At 71.0% G+C, this 21,880-nt stretch carries 22 protein-coding genes; 15 read left to right on the top strand and 7 right to left on the bottom strand.

Annotated elements, in window-relative coordinates:
• Nucleotides 1–145, bottom strand: a 145-nt coding sequence (locus ACO2Q3_RS21655) for a helix-turn-helix domain-containing protein (RefSeq protein WP_423308898.1), incomplete at its 3' end; no start/stop codon positions are given.
• A 251-nt stretch (nt 146–396) separates the two neighbouring features.
• Between ACO2Q3_RS21655 and ACO2Q3_RS21650 the strand changes: the two genes are divergently transcribed.
• Nucleotides 397–1,479 carry a tetratricopeptide repeat protein gene (locus tag ACO2Q3_RS21650; RefSeq protein WP_423310386.1) on the top strand — a complete coding sequence of 361 codons (1,083 nt, stop codon included), beginning with the start codon at nt 397–399 and terminating at the stop codon, nt 1,477–1,479.
• 41 nt (nt 1,480–1,520) lie between these two features.
• Here ACO2Q3_RS21650 and ACO2Q3_RS21645 read toward each other — a convergent pair whose 3' ends face one another.
• On the bottom strand, nt 1,521–2,981 hold the full coding sequence (locus ACO2Q3_RS21645; protein WP_423310384.1) for a sigma-54-dependent transcriptional regulator: 1,461 nt from the start codon (nt 2,979–2,981) through the stop codon (nt 1,521–1,523).
• A 390-nt stretch (nt 2,982–3,371) separates the two neighbouring features.
• Nucleotides 3,372–4,385 carry a zinc-dependent alcohol dehydrogenase family protein gene (locus ACO2Q3_RS21640; protein WP_423310382.1) on the bottom strand — a complete coding sequence of 338 codons (1,014 nt, stop codon included), beginning with the start codon at nt 4,383–4,385 and terminating at the stop codon, nt 3,372–3,374.
• A gap of 96 nt (nt 4,386–4,481) precedes the next feature.
• Between ACO2Q3_RS21640 and ACO2Q3_RS21635 the strand changes: the two genes are divergently transcribed.
• The 5 genes from ACO2Q3_RS21635 to ACO2Q3_RS21615 all read left to right on the top strand — a co-directional run bounded on the left by ACO2Q3_RS21635 (nt 4,482) and on the right by ACO2Q3_RS21615 (nt 10,774).
• Entirely contained in the window at nt 4,482–5,159 is a 678-nt protein-coding gene (locus ACO2Q3_RS21635; protein WP_423310380.1) for a Crp/Fnr family transcriptional regulator, read from the top strand.
• An 81-nt stretch (nt 5,160–5,240) separates the two neighbouring features.
• Complete coding sequence (locus tag ACO2Q3_RS21630) at nt 5,241–6,191, top strand: alpha/beta hydrolase (RefSeq protein ID WP_423310378.1); 951 nt, start codon at nt 5,241–5,243, stop codon at nt 6,189–6,191.
• Nucleotides 6,192–6,249: 58 nt separating this feature from the next.
• A complete protein-coding gene (locus ACO2Q3_RS21625; protein ID WP_423310376.1) occupies nt 6,250–8,049 on the top strand; it encodes a M3 family oligoendopeptidase in 1,800 nt (599 codons plus the stop codon).
• 13 nt (nt 8,050–8,062) lie between these two features.
• The gene (locus tag ACO2Q3_RS21620; protein ID WP_423310374.1) at nt 8,063–9,424 is read left to right on the top strand and encodes an ABC1 kinase family protein; all 1,362 of its coding nucleotides are present in this window, start codon (nt 8,063–8,065) and stop codon (nt 9,422–9,424) included.
• 279 nt (nt 9,425–9,703) lie between these two features.
• A complete protein-coding gene (locus ACO2Q3_RS21615; protein ID WP_423310372.1) occupies nt 9,704–10,774 on the top strand; it encodes an alpha/beta hydrolase in 1,071 nt (356 codons plus the stop codon).
• A gap of 224 nt (nt 10,775–10,998) precedes the next feature.
• Here ACO2Q3_RS21615 and ACO2Q3_RS21610 read toward each other — a convergent pair whose 3' ends face one another.
• Entirely contained in the window at nt 10,999–11,421 is a 423-nt protein-coding gene (locus tag ACO2Q3_RS21610) for a GFA family protein (protein WP_423310370.1), read from the bottom strand.
• 155 nt (nt 11,422–11,576) lie between these two features.
• On the opposite strand from ACO2Q3_RS21610, the gene ACO2Q3_RS21605 reads away from it, so the two are divergent.
• The 8 genes from ACO2Q3_RS21605 (at nt 11,577) to ACO2Q3_RS21570 (ending at nt 18,812) form a co-directional block, all read left to right on the top strand.
• Nucleotides 11,577–11,816, top strand: a complete 240-nt coding sequence (locus ACO2Q3_RS21605; RefSeq protein WP_423310368.1) for an aa3-type cytochrome c oxidase subunit IV — start codon at nt 11,577–11,579, stop codon at nt 11,814–11,816.
• A 220-nt stretch (nt 11,817–12,036) separates the two neighbouring features.
• Complete coding sequence (locus tag ACO2Q3_RS21600; RefSeq protein WP_423310366.1) at nt 12,037–13,170, top strand: Re/Si-specific NAD(P)(+) transhydrogenase subunit alpha; 1,134 nt, start codon at nt 12,037–12,039, stop codon at nt 13,168–13,170.
• A gap of 17 nt (nt 13,171–13,187) precedes the next feature.
• Entirely contained in the window at nt 13,188–13,529 is a 342-nt protein-coding gene (locus ACO2Q3_RS21595) for an NAD(P) transhydrogenase subunit alpha (RefSeq protein ID WP_423310364.1), read from the top strand.
• Entirely contained in the window at nt 13,526–13,873 is a 348-nt protein-coding gene (locus ACO2Q3_RS21590; protein WP_423310362.1) for a hypothetical protein, read from the top strand. Before ACO2Q3_RS21595 ends, ACO2Q3_RS21590 begins: the two co-directional genes overlap by 4 nt.
• Entirely contained in the window at nt 13,870–15,282 is a 1,413-nt protein-coding gene (locus tag ACO2Q3_RS21585; protein WP_423310360.1) for an NAD(P)(+) transhydrogenase (Re/Si-specific) subunit beta, read from the top strand. The genes ACO2Q3_RS21590 and ACO2Q3_RS21585 overlap by 4 nt, the downstream gene beginning before the upstream one ends.
• 338 nt (nt 15,283–15,620) lie before the next feature.
• Nucleotides 15,621–16,514 carry an alpha/beta hydrolase gene (locus ACO2Q3_RS21580; protein ID WP_423310358.1) on the top strand — a complete coding sequence of 298 codons (894 nt, stop codon included), beginning with the start codon at nt 15,621–15,623 and terminating at the stop codon, nt 16,512–16,514.
• A gap of 67 nt (nt 16,515–16,581) precedes the next feature.
• Nucleotides 16,582–17,532 carry an ABC transporter ATP-binding protein gene (locus tag ACO2Q3_RS21575; protein WP_423310356.1) on the top strand — a complete coding sequence of 317 codons (951 nt, stop codon included), beginning with the start codon at nt 16,582–16,584 and terminating at the stop codon, nt 17,530–17,532.
• A complete protein-coding gene (locus ACO2Q3_RS21570) occupies nt 17,529–18,812 on the top strand; it encodes an ABC transporter permease (protein ID WP_423310354.1) in 1,284 nt (427 codons plus the stop codon). The genes ACO2Q3_RS21575 and ACO2Q3_RS21570 overlap by 4 nt, the downstream gene beginning before the upstream one ends.
• Before the next feature lie 270 nt (nt 18,813–19,082).
• On the opposite strand, the gene rpsU is transcribed toward ACO2Q3_RS21570, so the two are convergent.
• Nucleotides 19,083–19,319, bottom strand: a complete 237-nt coding sequence (rpsU, locus tag ACO2Q3_RS21565; protein WP_423310406.1) for a 30S ribosomal protein S21 — start codon at nt 19,317–19,319, stop codon at nt 19,083–19,085.
• Between the two features lie 144 nt (nt 19,320–19,463).
• On the opposite strand from rpsU, the gene ACO2Q3_RS21560 reads away from it, so the two are divergent.
• The gene (locus ACO2Q3_RS21560; protein WP_423310352.1) at nt 19,464–20,147 is read left to right on the top strand and encodes a COQ9 family protein; all 684 of its coding nucleotides are present in this window, start codon (nt 19,464–19,466) and stop codon (nt 20,145–20,147) included.
• Between the two features lie 125 nt (nt 20,148–20,272).
• On the opposite strand, the gene ACO2Q3_RS21555 is transcribed toward ACO2Q3_RS21560, so the two are convergent.
• Nucleotides 20,273–21,361 carry a 5-(carboxyamino)imidazole ribonucleotide synthase gene (locus tag ACO2Q3_RS21555; RefSeq protein ID WP_423310350.1) on the bottom strand — a complete coding sequence of 363 codons (1,089 nt, stop codon included), beginning with the start codon at nt 21,359–21,361 and terminating at the stop codon, nt 20,273–20,275.
• Nucleotides 21,362–21,370: 9 nt separating this feature from the next.
• Complete coding sequence (gene purE, locus ACO2Q3_RS21550; RefSeq protein WP_423310348.1) at nt 21,371–21,874, bottom strand: 5-(carboxyamino)imidazole ribonucleotide mutase; 504 nt, start codon at nt 21,872–21,874, stop codon at nt 21,371–21,373.
• Nucleotides 21,875–21,880 lie beyond the last annotated feature (6 nt).

Below are 21,880 nucleotides of genomic sequence, written 5' to 3'. Positions count from 1 at the left end.
CCGTATTGCGCTTCAGCTCGCGACTGATGCTCGATGGCGAGCGATCCAGAGCTGCAGCGATTTGCCGGATCGATTGCCCGCCTTCATGAAGGCGGGCAATCGCACACCTCTCCTCCAGATCGAGCTGTGTGTAGCTGCGTCCCATCCCCACACTCCCACAAGGGAGTGTTGCACTTCGTTTGAGAACTCACGGGACCCAGGCAAAACTCTCCACCGGCAGGGCGCTCGGGGATCGAGTTGGGGGGCGAGAATGCCCAAGCAACGGAGCGGATTGACACTTTTGCCTGGGCCCCGGCCTTCGCCGGGGTGAGCAGGTGTGTGTGGGGCGCTTGATGACCGGCTCAAGAACCGCAGCAACGATTCCTTCGATACCGTCCGTGCTCTAGACTCCCGCCGATGGTCCGCGATCGCGTCATAGCCCTCTACGGCCGGTTCTCGCCGGGCGGCCGCGAGCGCCTGCAGGGGCAGGTGCTGGCGGGCGGCGGGACGGTGGCGCGCGACCTGACCAGGCGCAGCGGCGCCCTGGTGGTCGGCGCCCAGGCGTGGGCGCTGGTGGACGGCGGCGCCCTGGTCGAGCGGCTGGCGGCGGCGCGCGAGCGCGGGCTGCCGGCGTACGGCGAGCGGTCGTTTGCCGCCCTGCTGGCCGACGACGATCCCCGCGCCGGCGCGACCGCGCCCCTTGCCACGGCCCTGGCGCAGAGCGGCCTTGGGCGCGAGGACGCCGAGGTGCTGGCGGCGTTCGACCTGATCACCCTGGCGCGGGCCGAGGGCGGCGCCGAGACCTGCCGCTTCGGCGACCCGAAGGTGATGCGGGCCGCCGCCGACCTGCTGGCCGCCGGTCGCACGCCAGGCGAGGTGGTCCGGTTGCTGGGCGAGGCCCGCGACAAGGCGCCCGTCGGCCGCCACCGGGTGGTGCCGGCGCATGCCGGCGCGGCGGCGCTGCAATGGGACGACGGCCGGACCACCCTGGAAGGTCAGGGGCTGCTGCCGCTCGACGAGGACCATGCCAGCCTGGACGATCTGTTTGAGGCCGCGACCCTGGCGGAGGTCGAGGGCGACGACGATCGGGCCGCACGGCTCTACGACCTCTGCGCCCGCGCCGACCGCACGGACCCCATCGCCCCCTACAACTTCGGCAACATCCGGCTTGGCCAGGGCGCGCACGACGAGGCGGCGATGGCCTATCGCCGGGCCCTGGCGCGCGACGCCCGTTTCGCGGAAGCCCGCTACAACCTGGCCCAGGCGCTGGAGGCCGCGGGCAGGGCCGAGGCTGCGGATGCGGAGCTGTCCCGGCTGCTCGAGCTCGACCCTGGCCACGCCGACGCCGTGTTCAACCTGGCGCAGCTGCGGCTGAAGGCCGACGACCTGACGGGCGCCCGCGCCCTGTTCGAACGCTATCTCGCCCTTGACCCGCCCGACGACTGGGCCGCCACCGCGCACAAGGCCATTGCCTATTGCCAGGCGCGCCTGCCGGCCTGAGCGCCGTCTCTCTTCCCGCAAGCGGGGGAAGAAAGCAGGCCTCACCCGGCGTCGCGGATGTGCTCTTCCAGGCCTTGTTCGCGGACCTTGCGGTAGAGGGTGGAGCGGCCGATGCCGAGGCGGCGGGCCACCTCGCTCATGTGGCCGGAATAGATCTCGATGGCCAGCTGGATCAGGTCGCGCTCGATCTCTTCCAGCGTGCGCAGATGCCCACGCGCGTCGAGGATCCGCACCGGGCTGTCGCTCGGCAGGGTGTCCATCAGCGCCTGGGCCGTGGGCACGCTCACCGGCCTGTGGCCGGCGTCGAACGCTTCCGGCGGCGGCATCTTCACGCCGGAGATGGCGGGGAAGTCGTGCGGCTGCAGATAGGGGGCGTCGGCCAGGATGATCGCCCGATAGACCGCGTTCTCCAGCTGGCGCACGTTGCCGGGCCAGTCGAAGGCGGTGAGGAAGGCCAGGGTCTCCGGCGCCGCGCCCATCACCCGCTTGCCCTCTTCCAGGTTGAAGCGGCGGATGAAGGCCTCGGTCAGGGCGGGGACGTCCTCGCGTCGCTCGCGCAGGGCGGGGGCCTCGATCGGAAACACGTTCAGGCGATAGAACAGGTCCTCGCGGAACCGGCCCTCGCTGACCGCGGTGGTCAGGTCGCGATTGGTGGCCGAGACGATGCGCACGTCGACCTTCACCGGCCGCTTGGCGCCGATCGGGTCGATCTCGCTTTCCTGCAGGGCCCGCAGCAGCTTGACCTGCATGTCCAGCGGCAGCTCGCCCACCTCGTCCAGGAACAGGGTGCCGCCGCTGGCCTCCTGGAACTTGCCCAGGTGCTTCTCGTGCGCGCCGGTGAAGCTGCCCTTCTCGTGGCCGAACAGGATGCTCTCGACCAGGTTCTCGGGGATGGCGCCGCAGTTGACGGTGACGAACGGCCGGCCGGCGCGCTCGGACGAGCCGTGCACCGCGCGGGCGATGACCTCCTTGCCGACGCCGCTCTCGCCGGTGATCAGGATCGGGATCGACGATTTCGCCGCCCGTTCGCCCAGGCGCTTGACCATCTGCATGGGCGCGGAATCGCCGATCAGGTCGTCGAAGGTGGTGCGCCCGCCGACCTTCTTCTTCAACTGGTCGACCTCGACGCGCATGGCGCCCATCGACAGGGCGTTGCGGATCGAGACGATGATCCGCTCGGGGCTGGCCGGCTTGACGAAGAAGTCCGCGGCGCCGGCCTGCATGGCCTGCACCACGGTGTCGATGCCGCCCGTGGCGGTGACCACGATCACCGGCTGGGTGAAGCCGCGCGAACGCATGTCGGCCAGGGTTTCCTGGCCGGACAGGCCGGGCATCACCAGGTCCAGCAGCACCACGTCGCACGGCGCGCCGGAGCCGAGATGCTCCAGGGCGGTGCGCCCGCCATCCGCATGGGCCACGGCGAAGCCTTCGCGCTCGAGCACAGCCTGGATCAGGCGGCGCTGGGTCGGGTCGTCGTCCACCACGAGGACGGTCTTGCTCATGCCTACACACCCACCGGAACGGCCGTCCGCCTGCCCGGGAAGCCGGGGGCGGGGGCTCTTGTCGTCCCGTCCTGATACAGGCTCGGGGTAAAGGCCGGGTTTCGCAGAGCTGAGTCGGGGGTTAACGCTGTGGCGGCCTGTCGCAGGGGCTGGGGAAGTCTGCGCGGCGAGGGCGTAACCCCTCACCTTCCCACGCGACTTGCTCGCGCAAGTCACGCGGGCCCCTCCCTCTCCCGATGGGAGAGGTGGAAGAGAGGGTGTCGTGATGGGGATATCCATTTGATTATGCCGAAAAAACACCTCTCCCATAGGGAGAGGGAGGGGCCCGAGGTCGGCGCGACAGCGCCGGGCTTGGGAAGGTGAGGGGTTGCGCCCTCTCCGCGAAATCCCTCAGACCTTGATCACGATCTTTCCCACATGCGCGGCGCTCTTCAGGCGCTCGAAGGCGGCCCTGGCGTCCTCGAAGGGGAACACCTGGTCGATCACCGGGCGGATGCCGGTGCGGTTCACGGCCCGCACGAGGTCCTCCAGCGCCGGGCGGTCGCCGACGCCGATCGAGCGGACGGTGGCGCGGCTGTTCTTCAGGTGGAAGTAGTCGATGCCCGGGTTTTCCTCGCTGAGGAAGCCGATCAACACCACCTCGCCGCCGGGCCGCACGGCGTGGATCGACTGGTTCACCGTCGCCGGCCCACCGACCTCGACGACGCAGTCCACCCCTTCGCCGCCGGTCAGCTGCCGGCGCACGTGCCGGCCCCACTCGGCGACTTCGTTGTAGTTGACCACATGGTCGGCGCCCAAAGCCGCCAGGCGCTCGGCCTTGGCCGGGCCCGATGTGGTGCCGATCACCGTCGCGCCCAGGGCCTTGGCCAGCTGCACGGCGAAGATCGAGACGCCGCCGGTGCCCAGGGTCAGCACGCTCTGGCCGGCCCGGATCGGCGCCGCGCCGGACAGCGCCGTCCAGGCGGTCACCGCCGCGCAGGGCAGAGTGCACCCCTCCTCGAACGACAGGCCGTCTGGCAGGCGCACCACCGCTTCCTGCGAGACCACCTTGTACTCGGCCAGCCAGCCGTCGGAACCGGAGCCGTAGGCGTCGCGCGCCGCGGTCATGGGGATGCGGCCGCCGAACCAGCGGGGATGGAAGGCGCTGATCACCCGGTCGCCGACCTTCAGCCCGCTGACGCTTTCGCCGACGGCGACGATCTCGCCGGCCGCGTCGCTGCAGGGGATCAGGCCGGCGTCGGCCGGGCCCACGTAGCGGCCCAGCACCACGGCGAGGTCGCGGAAATTCAGCGACACGGCGTCGATCTTCACCAGCACCTCGCCGCGCTGCGGCTGCGGCGTGGGCTCGTCGTGCAGGACGAGATCGTCCAGGCTGTTGAGGGCGTCGAAGCGGTAGGCGCGCATGGGGATCTTCCTGGGTTCGGCGGCCTTTTGGCACGGGGCGCGGCCGCAGATTGTCGCGAAGTTGACAATTGGCGGCGCGGCGCGAGGCTGGGCGCGATGTTGAGCGCCGACCTTGCCGTGCTGGAGACCGACCGCTGGTTCGCCGCCATCGCGCCGGAGCGGCGCATGCGGCTGGTCCGCAACGCCCGGGTGCGGACCCTGACCGGCGGCGGCCGCGTCTATGCCGTCGGCGATCCGCCGGACGGGCTCTACGCCGTGCTGGAGGGCGACGTTCGCCTGGTGAACCATTCCGCCGCCGGGCAGGAGACCCTGGCCCTGATCGTGGCGCCCGGCGCCTGGTTCGGCGGGCTGTCCACCGCCGACGGCGGTCCGCGCACGCACGATGCGGTGGCCGCGGCGCGGGCGCGGGTGCTGCACGTGCCGCAACGGGACTTCGACCAGGCGGCGCGCGAGGACCTGCTGCTGCACCGCGACCTGTCGCTGCTGATCAGCGCCTATCACCGCGCGGCCACCACCGCCCTGACCCAGAACCTTACCGAGCCGCTGGCGGTGCGCCTGGCCCGGGGGCTGGCCGCCGCGGCCCGCGGGCGCGGCGACGACCTGATCCGCCTGCGCCAGGACGAGCTGGCCGCCATGCACGGCGTCTCGCGCCAGACCATCAACAGGGCGCTGAAGCGGCTGGAGGCCGCAGGGCTCGTGGCGGTGCGATACGGACGGGTGGAAGTGCTGGACTCAGGCCGGCTGCGGGCGCTGGGGCGGGACCCAGTTCTTTGATCCCTCTGTCCGCTCGTCCAGGCCTTCGCCGGATGTTTGGGGTATTGGCGGGCGAACTTGGAGCGCTATGATACCGGTGTCATGAAGCTGCGGCTCTATCCCCTCATCGCCCTGTGTCTGATGGCGACCATGGCGACCGCCGCGCCGATGGACGACCACCCGGCCGGCCCGGACCATCGGGTGATCGCGCTCTGGCCCGGCCCACCGCCCGGCGCCCCCGCCACCCTGCCATCGGAAAACGTCGTCGAACGCCCCGGCCCCCTTCGCGACCGATATGTCGAGCACGTCGCCCGTCCCCGCCTGGTGGTGTTCGAACCCGCCCATCCCACCGGCGCGAGCCTGCTGATGGCGCCGGGCGGCGGCTATCGCTGGGTGGTGATGGACAAGGAGGGGTACGAGGCGGCCGAGCGGTTCGCCGCGGCGGGCCTGACGGTCTATGTTCTGAGTTATCGCCTGCCGGGCGACGGCTGGGCCGCGGGGCCGGCGACGCCGCTGCAGGACGCCCAGCGCGCCTTGCGGCTGATCCGCCAGCGGGCGGGGCCTGACGCCAGGGTCGGGGTGATCGGCTTCTCCGCCGGCGGGCACGTGGCCGGGACCCTGGCGCTGAAGTTCGACGCCGCGGTCTATGCGCCGCTCGACTCGGCCGACGGTCTCTCGGCGCGGCCGGATTTCGCGATCCTGATGTACCCGGTGGCGACCATGCTGAGCTGCTATGTGCACGAGGGCTCGCGCCGGGAACTGCTGGGGCCGGCGCCGACCCAGGCGGCCGAAAGGGACTGGTCGCTGCAGCACATGGCCCGGCCGGACGCCCCGCCGGTGCTGATCATGCACGCCCTCGACGACGCGTCGGTCCCTGTGGAGAACAGCCTGCAGCTGCTCTCCGCCCTGCGCGCCGCGCACGTCCCGGCCGAGGCGCACCTGTTCGAGGAAGGCGGCCACGGCTTCGGCATCCGGTACGCTGTGGGCAAGCCGGCGGCCCTGTGGCCGGACATCGCCCTGGCGTGGCTGCGGCGCAAGGGGTTCGCGAGGTAGGCGCGCAAGCCTGGCTCAGCCCTTCCGGCAAACCTCGCGACCGACTACATCGGAAGCCATGAACGCCCCCGCGAAATTCGACGACATCGACGCCCTGCCGCAATGGAGCCTCGACGACCTGTATTCCAGCCGCCAGGACCCGCGCATCGAGGCGGATCTTACCGCCGCAAAAGCCGCGAACGACGCGCTGGTGGCCCTGAAGGACCAGTTCGTCGCCGCCCGCGGCCAGCCGGCGAAACTGGGCGAACTGCTGGACCGTGGCATCCGCCTCTACGAGGACGCCACCAATCACCTGTGGACCGTCGGCGCCTATGCCGGCCTCGCCTCGTCCACCGCCCGCGACGACGCCTCCTGGGCCAAGTTCGAGGCCGACCTGCGGGCCCGCTCGTCGCAGATCGCCGGCGACAGCCTGTTCTTCACGCTGGAGATCAACCAGCTGGAGGACGCCGAGATCGAGGCGGCGCTGTCCGCCCATGCTCCGGCCGCGCGCTGGCGCCCCTGGATCCGCCGGGTGCGGCTGTCGCGGCCGCACGAGCTGTCGCCGGACTTGGAGCGGCTGCTGGTGGACAAGGCGCCGGCCGTGGCCAACTGGTCGCGGCTCTACGACGAGACCCTGGCCCGGCTGACCGCCAAGGTCGGCAACGAGAACCTGACCCTGCCGGAGGTGCTGAACCGGCTGTCGGACCCCGACGCCCGGCGCCGCAAACAGGCCGCCAACGCCCTGGCCGCCGCCCTGGCGGAGCGCGAACCGACCCTCGCCCTGGCGCTCAACACCATCGCCTTCGAGAAGCAGATCGAGGATCGCTGGCGCAAGTATCCGACGCCGGCCGCCTCGCGCCACCTGGCCAACGAGGTGCACGCACAGTCGGTCGAGGCGCTGGAGGCGGCGGTGGTGGAGAGCTACCCGTCGATCAGCCATCGCTATTACCGGCTGAAGGCCAGGACGATGGGCCGACGGCAGCTCGACCACTGGGACCGCAACGCGCCCCTGACCAGCGCCGAGCCGCGACGCTATGGCTGGGCCGAGGCGCGGGGCATGGTGCTGGAGAGCTTCTCGGCCCTGGCGCCGAAGTTCGGCCAGACCGCGCAGGTGTTCTTCGACCGGCCCTGGATCGACGCGCGGCCGCGCGCCGGCAAGCAGTCGGGGGCCTATTCCCACCCCGTGACCTCCACGCGGCACCCGTACGTGTTCATGAACTACATGGGCGAGCGGCGCGACGTGCTGACCCTGGCGCATGAGCTGGGTCACGCGGTGCACCAGACCCTGGCCGCGCCGCAAGGCACCCTGCTGGCCGACACCCCGCTGACCCTGGCCGAGACGGCGTCGATCTTCGGCGAGGGGCTGGTGTTCGAGCGTCTGCTGGCCGAGGCCAAGGGCGAGGAACGCAAGGCCTTGCTGGCCGGCAAGATCGAGGACGGGATCAACACGGTGATCCGCCAGATCGCCTTCCACCGCTTCGAGACCCGCTTCCACGATCAGCGGCAGGCGGGCGAACTGTCTCCGGACGAGATCGGCGCGATCTGGATGGACGCCATGGGCGAGAGCCTGGGGCCGGCCATCAAGCTCAACCCCGGCTACGAACACTACTGGGCCTATGTCAGCCACTTCGTGCACGCGCCGTTCTACGTCTACGCCTACGCCTTCGGGAACCTGCTGGTGGAGGCGCTGATGGAGGCGCGGCGCAAGGACCCGCACGGGTTCACGCCGCTGTATGAAGGGCTGCTGGCCGACGGCGGGGTGAAGACCTACGTCGAGGCGCTGGCCCCGTTCGGCCTCGACCCGCGGCAAAAGAGCTTCTGGGCCTCCGGCTGCCGCAGCCTGGAGCGGCTGGTGGACGAGTTCGAGGCCCTGGTCTGAGCGGGACGGCCTCATGGAACGCGATCCCGAACGAGACCGGCTGACGGGCCGGATGGCCCGCTTCGCCAGGGTCGGCGTCGGCCTGGGCGGGGCGGCGGCCACCTTCGGCGCCAACGCCCTGTTCGCCGGCGGCGACGCCCAGGCGCGCAACGCCAAGGCGCTGAAGGAGGCGCTGGGCAGGCTCAAGGGCCCGATGATGAAGGTGGCGCAGATGTTCGCCACCGTGCCCGACCTGCTGCCGCCGGAGTTCGCCGCCGAGCTGGCCGAGCTGCAGACCAACGCCCCGGCGATGACCGGCGCCTTCGTGCGCCGGCGCATGGCCGCCGAGCTCGGCCCGGCGTGGGCGAGCCGCTTCGCCGCCTTCGACGTCAATCCCTCCGCCGCCGCCTCTCTGGGCCAGGTGCACCGCGCCACCGCCCTGGACGGGCGTCCCCTGGCGGTGAAGCTGCAGTACCCGGACATGCAGAGCGCGGTGGAGAGCGACCTGTCGCAGCTGCGCACGGTGCTGGCCCTGGGGCGGCAGATGTTCGGCGCCATCGACACCTCCGAGATCGTGGTGGAAATCTCCGACCGGATCCGTGAGGAGCTGGACTATGGCCGCGAGGCCAAGGCCATGCGGCTGTACGCCGACTTCTTCGCCGGCCGCGACGACATCGCCGTGCCGCGCCCCGACCTGGACCTCTCCACCGGCCGGCTGATCGCCATGGACTGGCTGGACGGCCGCGGCCTGATGTCGTGGAAGGGCGCCGACCAGGAGACCCGCAACCGCATCGCCCGCACCCTGTTCGAGGCCTGGTGGACGCCGCTGATCCAGCTGGGCGTGATCCACGGGGACCCGCACCTGGGCAACTACAGCTTCACCGAGGACTTCACCCACGACGGCGGCGGCCGCCTGAACCTGCTCGACTTCGGCTGCATCCGCATCTTCCCGCCGCGGTTCGTCGGCGGCGTGGTCAAGCTGTTCCGCGCCATGACCACCGGCGATCGCGAGGGCGAGGCCGAGGCCTATCGCGCCTGGGGCTTCAAGGGGCTGACGGACGACCTGATGGACGTGCTGCACATCTGGGCGAAGTTCATCTACGGCCCGCTGCTCGACGACCGCGTGCGCACCGTCGCCGACGGCGTGGCGCCGGGCGAGTACGGCCGGCGCGAGGCCTTCCAGGTCAAGCAGGCGCTGGACGAGAAGGGCCCCGTCACCATCCCGCGCGAGTTCGTGTTCATGGACCGCGCCGCCATCGGCCTGGGCGCCGCCTTCCTGCACCTGGCCGCCGAACAGAACTGGCGCCAACTGTTCGAGGCGTCGCTGGAGGGCTTCTCCGAGGAGGCCCTGGCCGAGCGGCAGGCAAGGGCGCTGGCGGCGGTGGGGCTGGGGTAGATTCCCTTTAGAATCCTCTCAAACCCGCTCATCCCGACGAAAGTCGGGACCCAGGCACAAGTTTCAGCTTGGCTGGATGCTGTGAGCCTGGTGCGTTGCCAAGCCCACGAACGCCCTGCCAGCGGCGAGTCTTGCCTGGGTCCCGGCTTTCGCCGGGATGAGCGGAGTGGGGAGGTAAGGGCTCGGAGCGCTTGCCATTTTTCAAACGGCCGTTAGTCAGAGTTGCATTGCAGCATTGGGCGGGCGCTGGCCCCGCCGCTAAGTGATTTCGAGGGTGGCATGGCTGACGACGTGAACGTCCGGGCGGACGAGAAGCTGGACGACGACGAACCGGTTCGCCTGCAGCCGGACCTGCCGCCGGAGATCGCTTCGCCGCTGGCGCCCTTCAAGGGCGCCGAGCCGCAGAGCCCCCCCTGGTTCAAGGCCGCCATCGCCCGCGAGCCCGAGCGCAGCCTGGTGCCGGTGGACGGCGCGAACATCGAGCTGCTGACCTGGGGCGACGTGGGCAAGCCGGGTCTGATCCTGGTGCACGGCAACTCGGCCCACGCCGACTGGTGGAGCTTCATCGCCCCGTTCCTGGCCGACGACTGGCGTGTGGCGGCCCTGTCGCTGTCGGGGATGGGCGGCTCGGACTGGCGCGAGACCTATTCCTTCGAAAGCTTCGCCACCGAGATCTGGGAATGCGCCAAGGCCGCCGGCCTCTACGCCGCGCCGGTCAAGCCGATCTACGTCGGCCACTCGTTCGGCGGCTCGCAGGTGTTCTATTCGGCCTGCAACCATCCGGACCGGATGCGCGCCTGCCTGATGCTGGACACCGGCTTCGGTCGCCCGCCGACGCCCGAACAGATCGAGAAGATGCGCGCCCGGGCGATCGCCGAGGGCCGTCCGGAAGAGGCGCGCCGCATCGGCGGGCCGCCCAGCCGCACCCAGCCGAACCGGGTCTACGCCACCCTGGAAGAGGCCCTGACCCGCTTCCGCTTCATGCCGCCGCAGGTGCCGGGCAACTTGTACGTCGCCGACTTCATCGCCCGCCGCTCGCTGAAGCGCGCGCCGATGCCGGACGGCTCAGGGGAAGGCTGGACCTGGAAGTTCGACCCGTTCATGTGGGGCAAGCTGAACCGCGACGAGATGGACCGCGCCACGCCCGCGGACGCGCCGCCGCTGGCCCACATCTACGGCGAGAACTCCAGCGTGATGAAGCGCAACTGGAACGGCGAGGACTATTCCAGTCCGATCCCAGCGTCCGCGCCGCAGGTCGCCATCCCCGATTCCGAGCACCACATCATGGTCGACCAGCCCCTGGCCCTGGTGGCGGCCCTGCGCACGATCCTGGCGACCTGGCCGGGTTGACCGGACGGCGAGGGCGCAACCCCTCACCTTCCCACGCGGCTTGCTCGCGCAAGCCACGTGGGCCCCTCCCTCTCCCCATGGGAGAGGTGAAGGACGCTGTTCCACGGACAGGTAACGATCGGATCGCACAGCAAAAATCACCTCTCCCACTGGGAGAGGGAGGGGCCCGATCGCGATCAGCGATCGGGAGGGTGAGGGGTTCCGCCCCTGCCGATCATCCGCCCCTAAGGCTGCGTCTCCATCTCCGGCACATCGGCCAGGTCGCACACCCAGGCCAGCCGGCGCTTCGTCCACACCTGGCCCATCGGCGGACCCAGTTCGCGCCTGCGGTCCAGCGCCCCCAGCCGCAGCGAATAGCTCTGCGGATCGACTTCGGCGCAGGCGTAGACCGGGCCGCCGCAGTCGCCGCAGAAGGCGTGCACGCGCCGCGCGCCGCTGTCGGCGGTCTTCACGTAGCGGCGGGGCTCGCCGCGCAGCAGGCGAAAGCCGGCCGCCGGGGCGGCGATGTTCGCGCGGAACGCCGAGCCGGTCAGGCGCTGGCAGTCGTCGCAGTGGCAGACCCGCACCGTGCCCGGCGTGACCTGCGCCTCGTAGGCGATGGCCCCGCAATGGCAGTGTCCCTCGACCCTGATCGTGCTTTCGGCCATCGGCGCCTCCCGTTTCCGCGCCGCAGTCTCGCCGCCGCCCGATCGCGCGCCAATCTGGATTCGCCCGATCAACTGCGACGCCCCGCCCGCTTGTCGCCCGGCCAGCCCTGGTGTAGCACCCGCCCCGCCTTACCCGATCTGGAGATCCGACCCCTATGGCCGACGCCGCTTCCGAGTATCACCGTGGCGATATGAACATCAGCGAGCAGGAGCGTTCCTTCGCCCTGTTCAACGGCCTGACCAAGTGGGGTTCCCTCGCCGTCGCCACCCTGATCCTGATGCTGACCGTCTGGTTCTGCACCTCGGCCGGCTTCGCCGCGGGCGCGATCTCGGGCATCGTGCTGTTCGTGGCCGGCGTCGCCGTGCTGCGCGACAAGCCGCAGGCGGCGCACTAGCCCTGGCGCAGGCGCCCCGACGGGGGCGCCGCTCATCTTCAAGACAGAACCCGGAAAAACGGGTCTGCTGCGCCTGGACGGCCGACCCGGTCGTCCAGCTTTCGGCGCGTTCCCCGGCCTTCCGGGAACGCTTGTCCGCGCCCCGTGCTGGACAAGGCCGTGAGTCGGTCCCTAAAGGTCCGGGTTGCCGAGGGCTGGTCTGGCCCTTCAGGGGGGTACCATGGCCCAAGTCGCCGTCACCAAGGAACGCCATCCCGGAGAGACCCGGGTCGCGCTCTCGCCTGACGCGGTCAAGAAGCTCGTCGCCCAGGGCCTGACCGTGGTCGTCGAGACCGGCGCGGGCGTGGGGGCCGCCTTCCCCGATTCCGAATATGCCGCTGCCGGCGCCAGCATCGCCGCGGACGCCCAGGCCACGCTGGCCGGCGCCGACATCGCCCTGATGGTGCGCGCGCCGGACGCCGCGCAGACGGCGGCGCTGAAGAGCGGCGCCACGCTGGTGGCGCTGCTGAACCCGTACCAGAACAAGGACGCCCTCGCGGCCCTGGCCCAGGCGGGCGTCACCGCCTACGCCATGGAGTTCGTGCCGCGCATCACCCGCGCCCAGGTGATGGACGCCCTCTCCAGCCAGGCGAACCTCGCCGGCTACCGGGCGGTGATCGAGGCGGCCGAGGCCTATGGCCGGGCGCTGCCGATGATGATGACCGCCGCCGGCACGGTGGCCGCGGCCAAGGTGTTCATCATGGGCGTCGGCGTCGCCGGCCTGCAGGCCATCGCCACGGCGCGGCGCCTGGGCGCGGTGGTCACCGCCACCGACGTGCGGCCGGCCACCAAGGAACAGGTCGAGAGCCTGGGGGCCAAGTTCCTGGCCGTCGAGGACGAGGAGTTCAAGAACGCCCAGACCGCCGGCGGCTACGCCAAGGAGATGAGCGCCGAATACCAGGCCAAGCAGGCCGCGCTGGTCTCCACCCACATCGCCAAGCAGGACATCGTCATCACCACCGCCCTGATCCCCGGCCGCCCGGCGCCCAAGCTGGTCAGCGCCGAACAGGTGGCCTCGATGAAGCCGGGGTCGGTGCTGGTGGACCTGGCGGTGGAGCAGGGCGGCAACGTGGTCGGCGCCGTCGCCGGCGAGACGGTGGACGTCAATGGCGTGCGGATCCTGGGCATTCCCAACCTGGCCGGCCGGGTCGCGGCCGACGCCTCGGCGCTCTACGCGCGCAACCTCACCGCCTTCTGCGGCCTGCTGTTCGACAAGGAGGGCGCCTTCGCTCCCGACTTCGAGGACGAGATCCTCAAGGCCGCCCTGATCACGCGGGGCGGCGAGATCGTCCACCCCGCCCTGAAGCCCGCCTGAGCCCCAAGGAGACGCCCATGGACGCCGCCCTCGTCGATCCCACCGTCTTCCGCCTGGCGATCTTCGTGCTCGCCATCTTCGTCGGCTACTACGTGGTGTGGAGCGTCACGCCGGCGCTGCACACCCCGCTGATGGCCGTCACCAACGCCATCTCCTCGGTGATCATCGTCGGCGCCCTGCTGGCCGCGGCGGCGCACGCCGCCGGCGGCGGAAGCAGCGCCTGGGTCTCCAAGGGGGCCGGGGCGGTGGCCTCCGGCCTGGCGGCCGTCAACATCTTCGGCGGCTTCCTGGTCACACAGCGGATGCTGGCGATGTACCGCAAGAAGGAAAAGGCGCCGCCGAAAGAGGCGGCCAAATGAACGCACACGCCCTCTACTGGGTCGGGGTCTGCGGCGGCTTCTTCGCCATCGCGGCCTATTTCATCGCCCTGGCGATGCGACCGAAGTGGGTGCGGGTGCTGAATGGATCGGCGCTGTTCTTCACGGGCCTGGGCCTGATGCAGATGGCGATCATGATCCGCACGACATCGCTGGGGACCGGCTGGTTCAACGCCAACATGGCGGTGCTGGCCCTGCTGATCGCGGTGGTGGTGCAGGCCTATGCGGTGCTTCGCAACCGCCGGGCCTGGGACGGAGTCGAGCGTCGAGCTTCGCCCGCCGCCGCGCAGGACAAGGTTGAGGCCGAGGGGGGCCGACAAGCATGAACGCCAATATCGCCGCCCTGGCCTACCTCGTCTCCGGGGTGCTGTTCATCCTGGCCCTGCGTGGCCTGTCCAGCCCCGAGACCAGCCGGCGGGGCAACACCCTGGGCATGGTCGGCATGACCATCGCCGTGGGCGTCACCCTGCTGACCCTGTGGAGCGGCGGGGCCCTCGATCCGGTGACCATCGGCCTGATCCTGGCCGGCGTGGCCGTCGGCGGCGGCATCGGCGCGGTGATCGCCCGGCGCGTGCCGATGACCTCGATGCCGCAGCTGGTGGCGGCCTTCCACTCCCTGGTCGGCATGGCGGCCTGCCTGGTGGCGGTGGCGGCGATCTACACCCCGGCCGCCTACGGCATCGCCGAGGGGGACGGCATCAAGCTGGAGAGCCTGATCGAGCTGTCGCTGGGGGTGGCCATCGGCGCCATCACCTTCACCGGCTCGGTGATCGCCTTCGCCAAGCTGAACGGCAACATGTCCGGTGCGCCGATCCTGCTGCCTGGGCGGCACCTGCTGAACGCCCTGATCGGCCTGGCGGTGGTCGGCCTGATCATCTTCCTGGTGGTCAGCGGCGGCGAGGCCCGCTGGGCGTTCTGGGCGATCTTCGGCCTGGCCCTGGTGGCCGGCATCACCCTGATCATCCCGATCGGCGGCGCCGACATGCCGGTCGTGGTGTCGATGCTGAACTCCTATTCCGGCTGGGCCGCGGCGGCGCTGGGCTTCACCCTGGAGAACGTCACCCTGATCATCACCGGGGCCCTGGTGGGCTCGTCCGGCGCGATCCTGAGCTACATCATGTGCAAGGGGATGAACCGGTCCTTCATCTCGGTGATCCTGGGCGGCTTCGGCGGCGACGTGGCGGCGGCCGCCGGCGGCAAGGTCGAGACCCGCCCGGTAAAGCAGGGCAGCGCCGACGACGCGGCCTTCATCATGAAGAACGCCTCCAAGGTGATCATCGTCCCCGGCTACGGCATGGCCGTGGCCCAGGCGCAGCACGCCCTGCGCGAGATGGCCGACAAGCTGAAGGCCGAGGGCGTGGAGGTGAAGTACGCCATCCACCCGGTGGCCGGCCGCATGCCCGGGCACATGAACGTGCTGCTGGCCGAGGCCAACGTGCCCTACGACGAGGTGTTCGAGCTGGAGGACATCAACGCCGAGTTCCCGACGGCCGACGTCGCCTTCGTCATCGGCGCCAACGACGTCACCAACCCGGCCGCCAAGACCGATCCGACCAGCGCCATCTTCGGCATGCCGATCCTCGACGTGGAGAAGGCCCGTACGGTGCTGTTCGTGAAGCGCTCGATGGGCTCCGGCTACGCCGGGGTGGAGAACGAGCTGTTCTTCCACGACAACACCATGATGCTGTTCTCCGACGCCAAGAAGATGGTCGAGGGCATCGTCAAGGCGCTGTAGCGCCGGCGCAGCCCCTCACCCTCCCAACCGCTTCGCGGTCGGGCCCCTTCCTCTCCCGCGAGGGAGAGGAAACCTCCTGTGCGGCCGCGTTGCCTTTTCCTCTCCCTGCAGGGGGAGGAAGGGGCCCACGCCCGTCAGGGCGTGGGAAGGTGAGGGGCCGCGCGGGCGCCCCCCTGTTGCGCAATGGCCACGCCAGCGCCCTGTCGTGAAACAAACCACGCCGCGACGTCGTTGTGCTGTCGCATCGGGCGCCTACATCGGACCCTATGGGGCTGCTTGCGAAGTGCGTTGCCGGGTTTGTCCTTGTCCTGATCGCCTATGTCGCCGTGGGAGGCGCCATGACCGCCATCGCCGGAGCCCCGACGCCGAGGGGCCACCTCTACGACATCGGCGGCCGACGGCTGCACATGGTCTGTGCGGGCCCCCAGAAGGCCGACGGTCCGACGGTGCTGCTGGAAGCCGGCGCGTTCGGATTCTCCGCCGACTGGGGCGTGGTGCAGGACAAGCTGGCGGCGGCGGGGATCCGCTCGTGCGCCTACGACCGCGCGGGCCTCGGCTTCTCAGATCCCGGCCCCAAGCCGCGCGACGGCCTCAACATCGAGCATGACCTGGAGAAGCTGCTGGCGGCGGCGGGGGAGAAGGGACCCTTCATCCTGTGCGGCCATTCGATGGCCGGCCTTCGCCTGCGGATCTTCGCCGCGCGCCATCCCGGCCTGGTCAAGGGGGTGGTGCTGGTGGACGCCACCACGCCCGAGGCGATGGACAACAAGGTCGTGCAGCACTTCGTCGGCGCCTTTTCCAACCTGTCTCGGCTGGCCGCGGTGGGGGCGGGGGCCGGGTTGTTCAAGCCGCTGGTCTATACCTCGTTCGGCGACAAGATCGGCCTCACCGGCCCCGCCAAGGCCGAGAAGCGCTGGGCGTTCGCCAGCGGCCGGCACAACTACTGGGCCGCCGAGGAAGTGCGCGACTGGCCCCGCGCGGCGCAGCAGGCTCGCGACGCCGGCCCCTTCCCGCGCGACCTGCCGGTGGCGGTGATCACCGCCGGCGCGGCCGCGTCAGGCCCCCGGGGGGCGCTGAAGTCGCTCCAGTCCGCCCCCGCCGACGCCTCGCGGCGCGGCTATGTGGAACACGTCGACGGCGCCGCCCACGCCACCCTGCTGGGCGAGGCGTTCGCCGACGCCATCGTCCGCGGCGTCCAGCACGTGCGAGATGCGGCCCTGCAGCCGGCCTGAACACGGTCTTTGCGGCCTGTTAAGGGGCCGTGCCGCTAGGCTCTCGCCCGCAGACGGGGAGCTTGGCATGGGGCAGGCGGCGGTAGTCCTTGAGGACGTCACCAAGCGCTACGGCGCCTTCACCGCCGTGGACCATCTGTCGTTCGAGGCGCGCGCCGGGCGTATCCTGGGCTTTCTCGGCCACAACGGGGCCGGCAAGACCTCGTCGATCCGCATGATCCTGGGCCTGGTGGCGCCGACGTCGGGACGCATCACCGTGCTCGGCGAGGCCGATGTCAGCCGGGTGCGCCAGCGGATCGGCTTCCTGCCGGAGGAGCGCGGCCTCTACCGTCGCATGACCCCGGTGACGGCGATCGCCTTCCTGGCCTCGCTCAAGGGCCTGGGAACCGCCGAGGCCAAGCGCCGCGCCCGCGAGCTGCTCGAGCGCCATGGCCTGGGCGACGCCGCCGACCGCGAGATCCGCTCCCTCTCCAAGGGCATGGCCCAGAAGGTTCAACTGCTCTCGGCCCTGACCCACGATCCGGACCTGGTGATCCTGGACGAGCCGTTCAGCGGCCTCGACCCGGTGAACCAGCAGTCGCTGGAGACCATCATCCGCGCCCTGGCCGACCGCGGCGCCACAGTGATCTTCTCCACCCACGTGATGCAGCACGCCGAGCGGCTCTGCGACCACGTCGTGCTGCTGGCCAGCGGGCGCAAGGTGTTCGACGGCTCGGTCGCCGAGGCGCGCGCCAGCGCGCCGCGCACCCTGGTCCTGGAAGGACCGTTCGACGCCGCGGCGGTCGCGGACCTGCCGGGGCTCGAGGGACTGACCAGCGAGCCCTCGGAGGAGGGCGGCGTGCGGGTCACCGCGGCGCTGAGGGCCGGCGCGCCGGCGCAGGAGGCGCTGCGCGCGGCCTTCGCCCGCGGCATCGACATCCAGCGCTTCGAGCTGAAGGAGCCGCACCTGCACGACGCCTTCATCACCCTGACCACCCGCGCCGGCCAGGACGCCGCCCCCAACGGAGCCGCCGCATGATCCGCCTGCTGCGCATCGCCGTGCGCGACTACCTGGCCTATGTCCGCACGCCGGGCTTCTGGCTGTCGATCGTGCTCATGCCGGTCGGCATGTCGACGCTGGGCTTCGCCAGCACCAGCATGAACCTGTCGACGCCCGTGCCGGCGGTGGCGGTGGTTGATCTGACCGGCGGCCATTACGCCCACGCCCTGCGCGCCGCTTTCGCCCCGGAACAGCCCGGCCAGCGGCCGGTGGCGCTGATCGTGCCGACCCCGGGCGGACCATTCCACGACGCGGCCAGCGCGACCGCCCGGCTGCGGACGTCGGTGGCCAGTCCCTCGTCGGCCCCCGGCAGCCTGGACGCGGCGGTGATCGTCAAGCCCGCCACCGAGGGCGTGACCGTCGACCTGTGGACCCGCAACGCCTCCGATCCGACGCTGGAGCGGGCGGTGCAGGGGGCCACGCGCGAGGAGCTGCGGCGCGAGAGTCTGGCCAGGGCCGGGGTCGGCGAGGCGGCGCTGAAGGCGATCGACGCCCTGCAGCCGCAGGTGATCGCCTATTCGCCCAAGGCGGCGGCCGGGCGCGTGTCGCTGAAGGACAAGCTGCCGGGCCTGGCCGGCTTCGGCATGGGCATCCTGCTGTGGATGGTGGTGCTCACCGGCGCCGGCATGCTGCTCAACAGCGTGATCGAGGAGAAGAGCAGCCGAATCCTGGAGGTGATGCTGACCTCGGCCTCGGTGCCGGAGATCATGGGCGGCAAGATCCTGGGCGTCGCCTGCGTCACCTGCACGGTGATGGGGGTGTGGCTGAGCCTCGGCTCGATTCTGCTGACCTGGCTGCGGCCGGACATCGCCGGGGACCTGGCGTCGATCCTCTTCACCGGCGGCATGATCGGCTACCTGCTGCTGTATTTCGTCGGTGGCTACCTGATGTTCGCCACCCTCTACGTCACCGTCGGCGCCTTCTGCGAGACCACGCGCGAGGCCCAGACCCTGCTGGGGCCGATGATGATCCTGCTGTCCGTGCCGGTGGCCTTCATGAGCCAGGCGATCACCCATCCGGATTCGCCGCTGCTGGCGGGGCTGTCGTGGGTGCCGATCTTCACGCCGTTCATGATGGCCGCCCGCGCCGGCAGCGATCCGCCCGCCTGGCAGGTGGTCGGCACGGCGGCGGTGATGTTCGCCACCACCGCGCTGGAGCTGTGGGTGGCGGCCCCGGCGTTCAAGTCCGGCGCCCTGGCCAGCGGCCGCTTCGACATGAAGGTGTTCGTGGGCGCGCTGGTGCGGCGCGAGGCGGCCTAGGGTCGATTGAGCCCCTCATGCCGTCACCCCGGGCGGAGCGGAGCGTAGACCCGGGGCCGACCGGGCCATGGTTCAGAAGATCGGGATCGTGCGCGGGCGCGGCGCTTCGCCGGAATTCGTCTCGGTTGTGGATCGGCCGGCCCCGGATCGGCGGGCGCCGAGGCGCCCTTGTCCGGGGTTACGAGGCGTTGGCGACATCGCGGGCACGACAAAGGCCGCGCGGGAGGCTCCCGCGCGGCCTTGAAATCTCGTCAGCCGAACGGCGCTGTCTTAAGCGCGCGCGGGCTTCTTCGGCGCGGCGATCAGGCCTTCGCGCTGGGCGCGCTTGCGGGCCAGCTTGCGCGCACGGCGCACGGCTTCGGCCTTCTGGCGGGCGCGCTTTTCCGACGGCTTTTCATAGTGCACGTGCCGCTTCATTTCGCGGAACGAGCCCTCGCGCTGCATCTTCTTCTTCAGGGCCTTCAGCGCCTGATCGACATTGTTGTCGCGGACGAAAATCTGAACCACCAAACCTCCTCGCGGCCGCGTGCGGATCACGGGCCATCGCCTCCGGAGGAAACGCTCCCTCCAGAACAAGGCGCGGTCGATACCAGACGGCCCCGGCTTTGTCCATGGCGAGACGGGCGGAATTGAGGCGTATAGAATGGCCGCATGACCGACGCCGTCCCCGCCGCCGCGCCTGCCAACGACCTCGACGCCAGCGACTGGGTCGCCGCCCAGGAGGCCCGCCTGCTGGACGCGGCGGTGTCGCTCGCCCCGCGCTACGGCTGGTCGGGCCTGATGCTGAAGGCCGCCGCCCGGCGGCTGGGCGTTTCCGACGCCGACGTCAGCCTGGTCCTGCCGCAGGGCCCCCGCGACCTCGCCGCCCTGATGTCTCGCCGCCATGATGGCGCGGCGCTGCGGGCGCTGGAGGCGTTCGATCCCCAGGCGCTGAAGGTGCGCGAGCGCATCCGCCAGGCCGTGCTGGCCCGCGTGGAGGCCGCGGTCGCCGACGAGCCGGCGACGCGCCGCTGGTCGGGGTTCCTGGCGCTGCCGGGCAACATCCCCCTGGCGCTGCGGCTGGTTTGGGAGAGCGCCGACCTGCTGTGGCGCTGGGCCGGCGACACCGCCACCGACGAGAACCACTATTCCAAGCGGGCGATCCTGTCGGAGATCCTGATCACCACCCTGGCGATCCGCCTCTCCGGCGGCGCCAACGCGGCGGCGGCGCACCTCGACGGTCGCATCGCCGCGGTCATGGCGTTCGAAACATGGAAGGCTGGCGTGAGGCCTCTGGACGGCGCGCGCCGGCTGGCCTCTGCGTTGGGGCGGCTACGGTACGGACGGGCGGCGTGAGCCGATAGACCCCTTTCCCAACCCTCTTCCCATAAGCGGGGCGAGGGCCGAGCGTCTGCCGCGTTCACGCAAGAAAGCCCTCGCCCCCTTTGGGGGAGAGGGTTGGGTGAGGGGCCGCGCCGGCCCTAGCGGTTGATCTTCGTCAGACGGTTGACGTGGCCCATCTTGCGGCCGGGGCGGGGTTCGCCCTTGCCGTAGAGCCAGATGCGGGTCTCCGGCTCCTGGGCCAGGCGCAGCCAGCCCTCGGCCTCGTCGCCCAGCAGATTGGTCATCTCCACCTGCGCCAGGGCGTCGGTGGGACCCAGCGGCCAGCCGGCGATGGCGCGGATGTGCTGTTCGAACTGGTCGACCTCGCAGCCGTCCAGAGTCCAGTGGCCGGTGTTGTGCACCCGGGGGGCGAACTCGTTGACCAGCAGCTTGCCATCGTCGCGCTCGAACATCTCCACCCCGATCACCCCGACATAGTCCAGCGCCGACAGGATGGTGGCGACGATCCGTTCGGCCTCGGCCAGCACCCGAGGCGGGGCCGCGGCCGGCGCGCGGGCGCGGCGCAGGATGCCGGCCTCGTGGTGGCTCTCGGTGAGGGGATAGAGGGCGATCTCGCCGGAGCGGCCGCGCGCGGCGACCACCGCCACTTCGCGGCGGAAGTCGGCCGGGGTCTCGGCGATGCAGGGCTGGGCGCCCAGTTCGGTCCAGGCGCTGTCGGCGTCGCGGGCGCTGTGCACCCACGTCTGGCCCTTGCCGTCATAGCCGCCGCGCCGGGTCTTCAGCAGCAGCGGCGCGCCCAGGCTCTGCAGGGCGGCGCGCAGGTCGTCCGCGGAGTCCACCGCGGCGAAGCCTACCGTCGGGGCGCCGGCCTCGTTGAGGAAGGTCTTCTCCGCGAGCCGGTCCTGGGCGATGGCCAGGGCGCGGTCGCCGGGCGCCACGCGGGCCCCCGCCGCGGCCAGGGCCTGCAGCGACCTGGCCGGCACATTCTCGAACTCGAAGGTGATCACGTCCGCGGCCGAGGCCAGGGCGGCCAGGCCTTCGGGATCGTCGTAGGCGGTGACGATGGCCTTGGCGGCGACCCGCGCGGCCGGCGCGTCCGGCTCGGGGTCCATGACGGCGACATCGAAGCCGAGGCGGGCCGCGGCCATGGCCAGCATGCGGCCGAGCTGGCCGCCGCCGATGATGCCGATGGTCGAGCCGGGCGGGAGGGGGAATGAGACGGGCACGAGGGGCTCTTAGACGTCCTCGACGGTTTCGGCCACCGCCTCCGCCAGCTGGGCGCAAAACGCAGCGACCCGCTCGGCCAGGGCGGCGTCCGACAGCGACAGGATCCGCGCCGCCAGCAGGCCGGCGTTGCGCGCGCCCGCCTCGCCGATGGCGAGCGTCCCCACGGGGATGCCGCCGGGCATCTGCACGATCGACAGCAGGCTATCCATGCCGCTCAGCGCCTTCGACTGCACCGGCACGCCCAGCACCGGCAGGTCGGTCATCGAGGCCGTCATGCCGGGCAGGTGCGCCGCCCCGCCCGCCCCGGCGATGATCACCTTGAAGCCGGCCGCGCGGGCGCCCTTGGCGAAGGCGTACATCCGCTCGGGCGTGCGGTGCGCCGAGACCACCTTGGCCTCCCAGGCGACGCCCAGCGCATCGAGGCTCTCGGCGGCGGCCTTCATGGTGGGCCAGTCAGAGCGGCTGCCCATGATGATGGCGACCGGCGGCGCGGCGTGCCCTGGGGCGGTCATGGCGTG

The sequence above is a fragment of the Caulobacter sp. KR2-114 genome, assembly GCF_049446115.1.
GTDB lineage: Bacteria > Pseudomonadota > Alphaproteobacteria > Caulobacterales > Caulobacteraceae > Acaudatibacter.
This window is presented reverse-complemented; position numbering and strand designations above follow the sequence as displayed.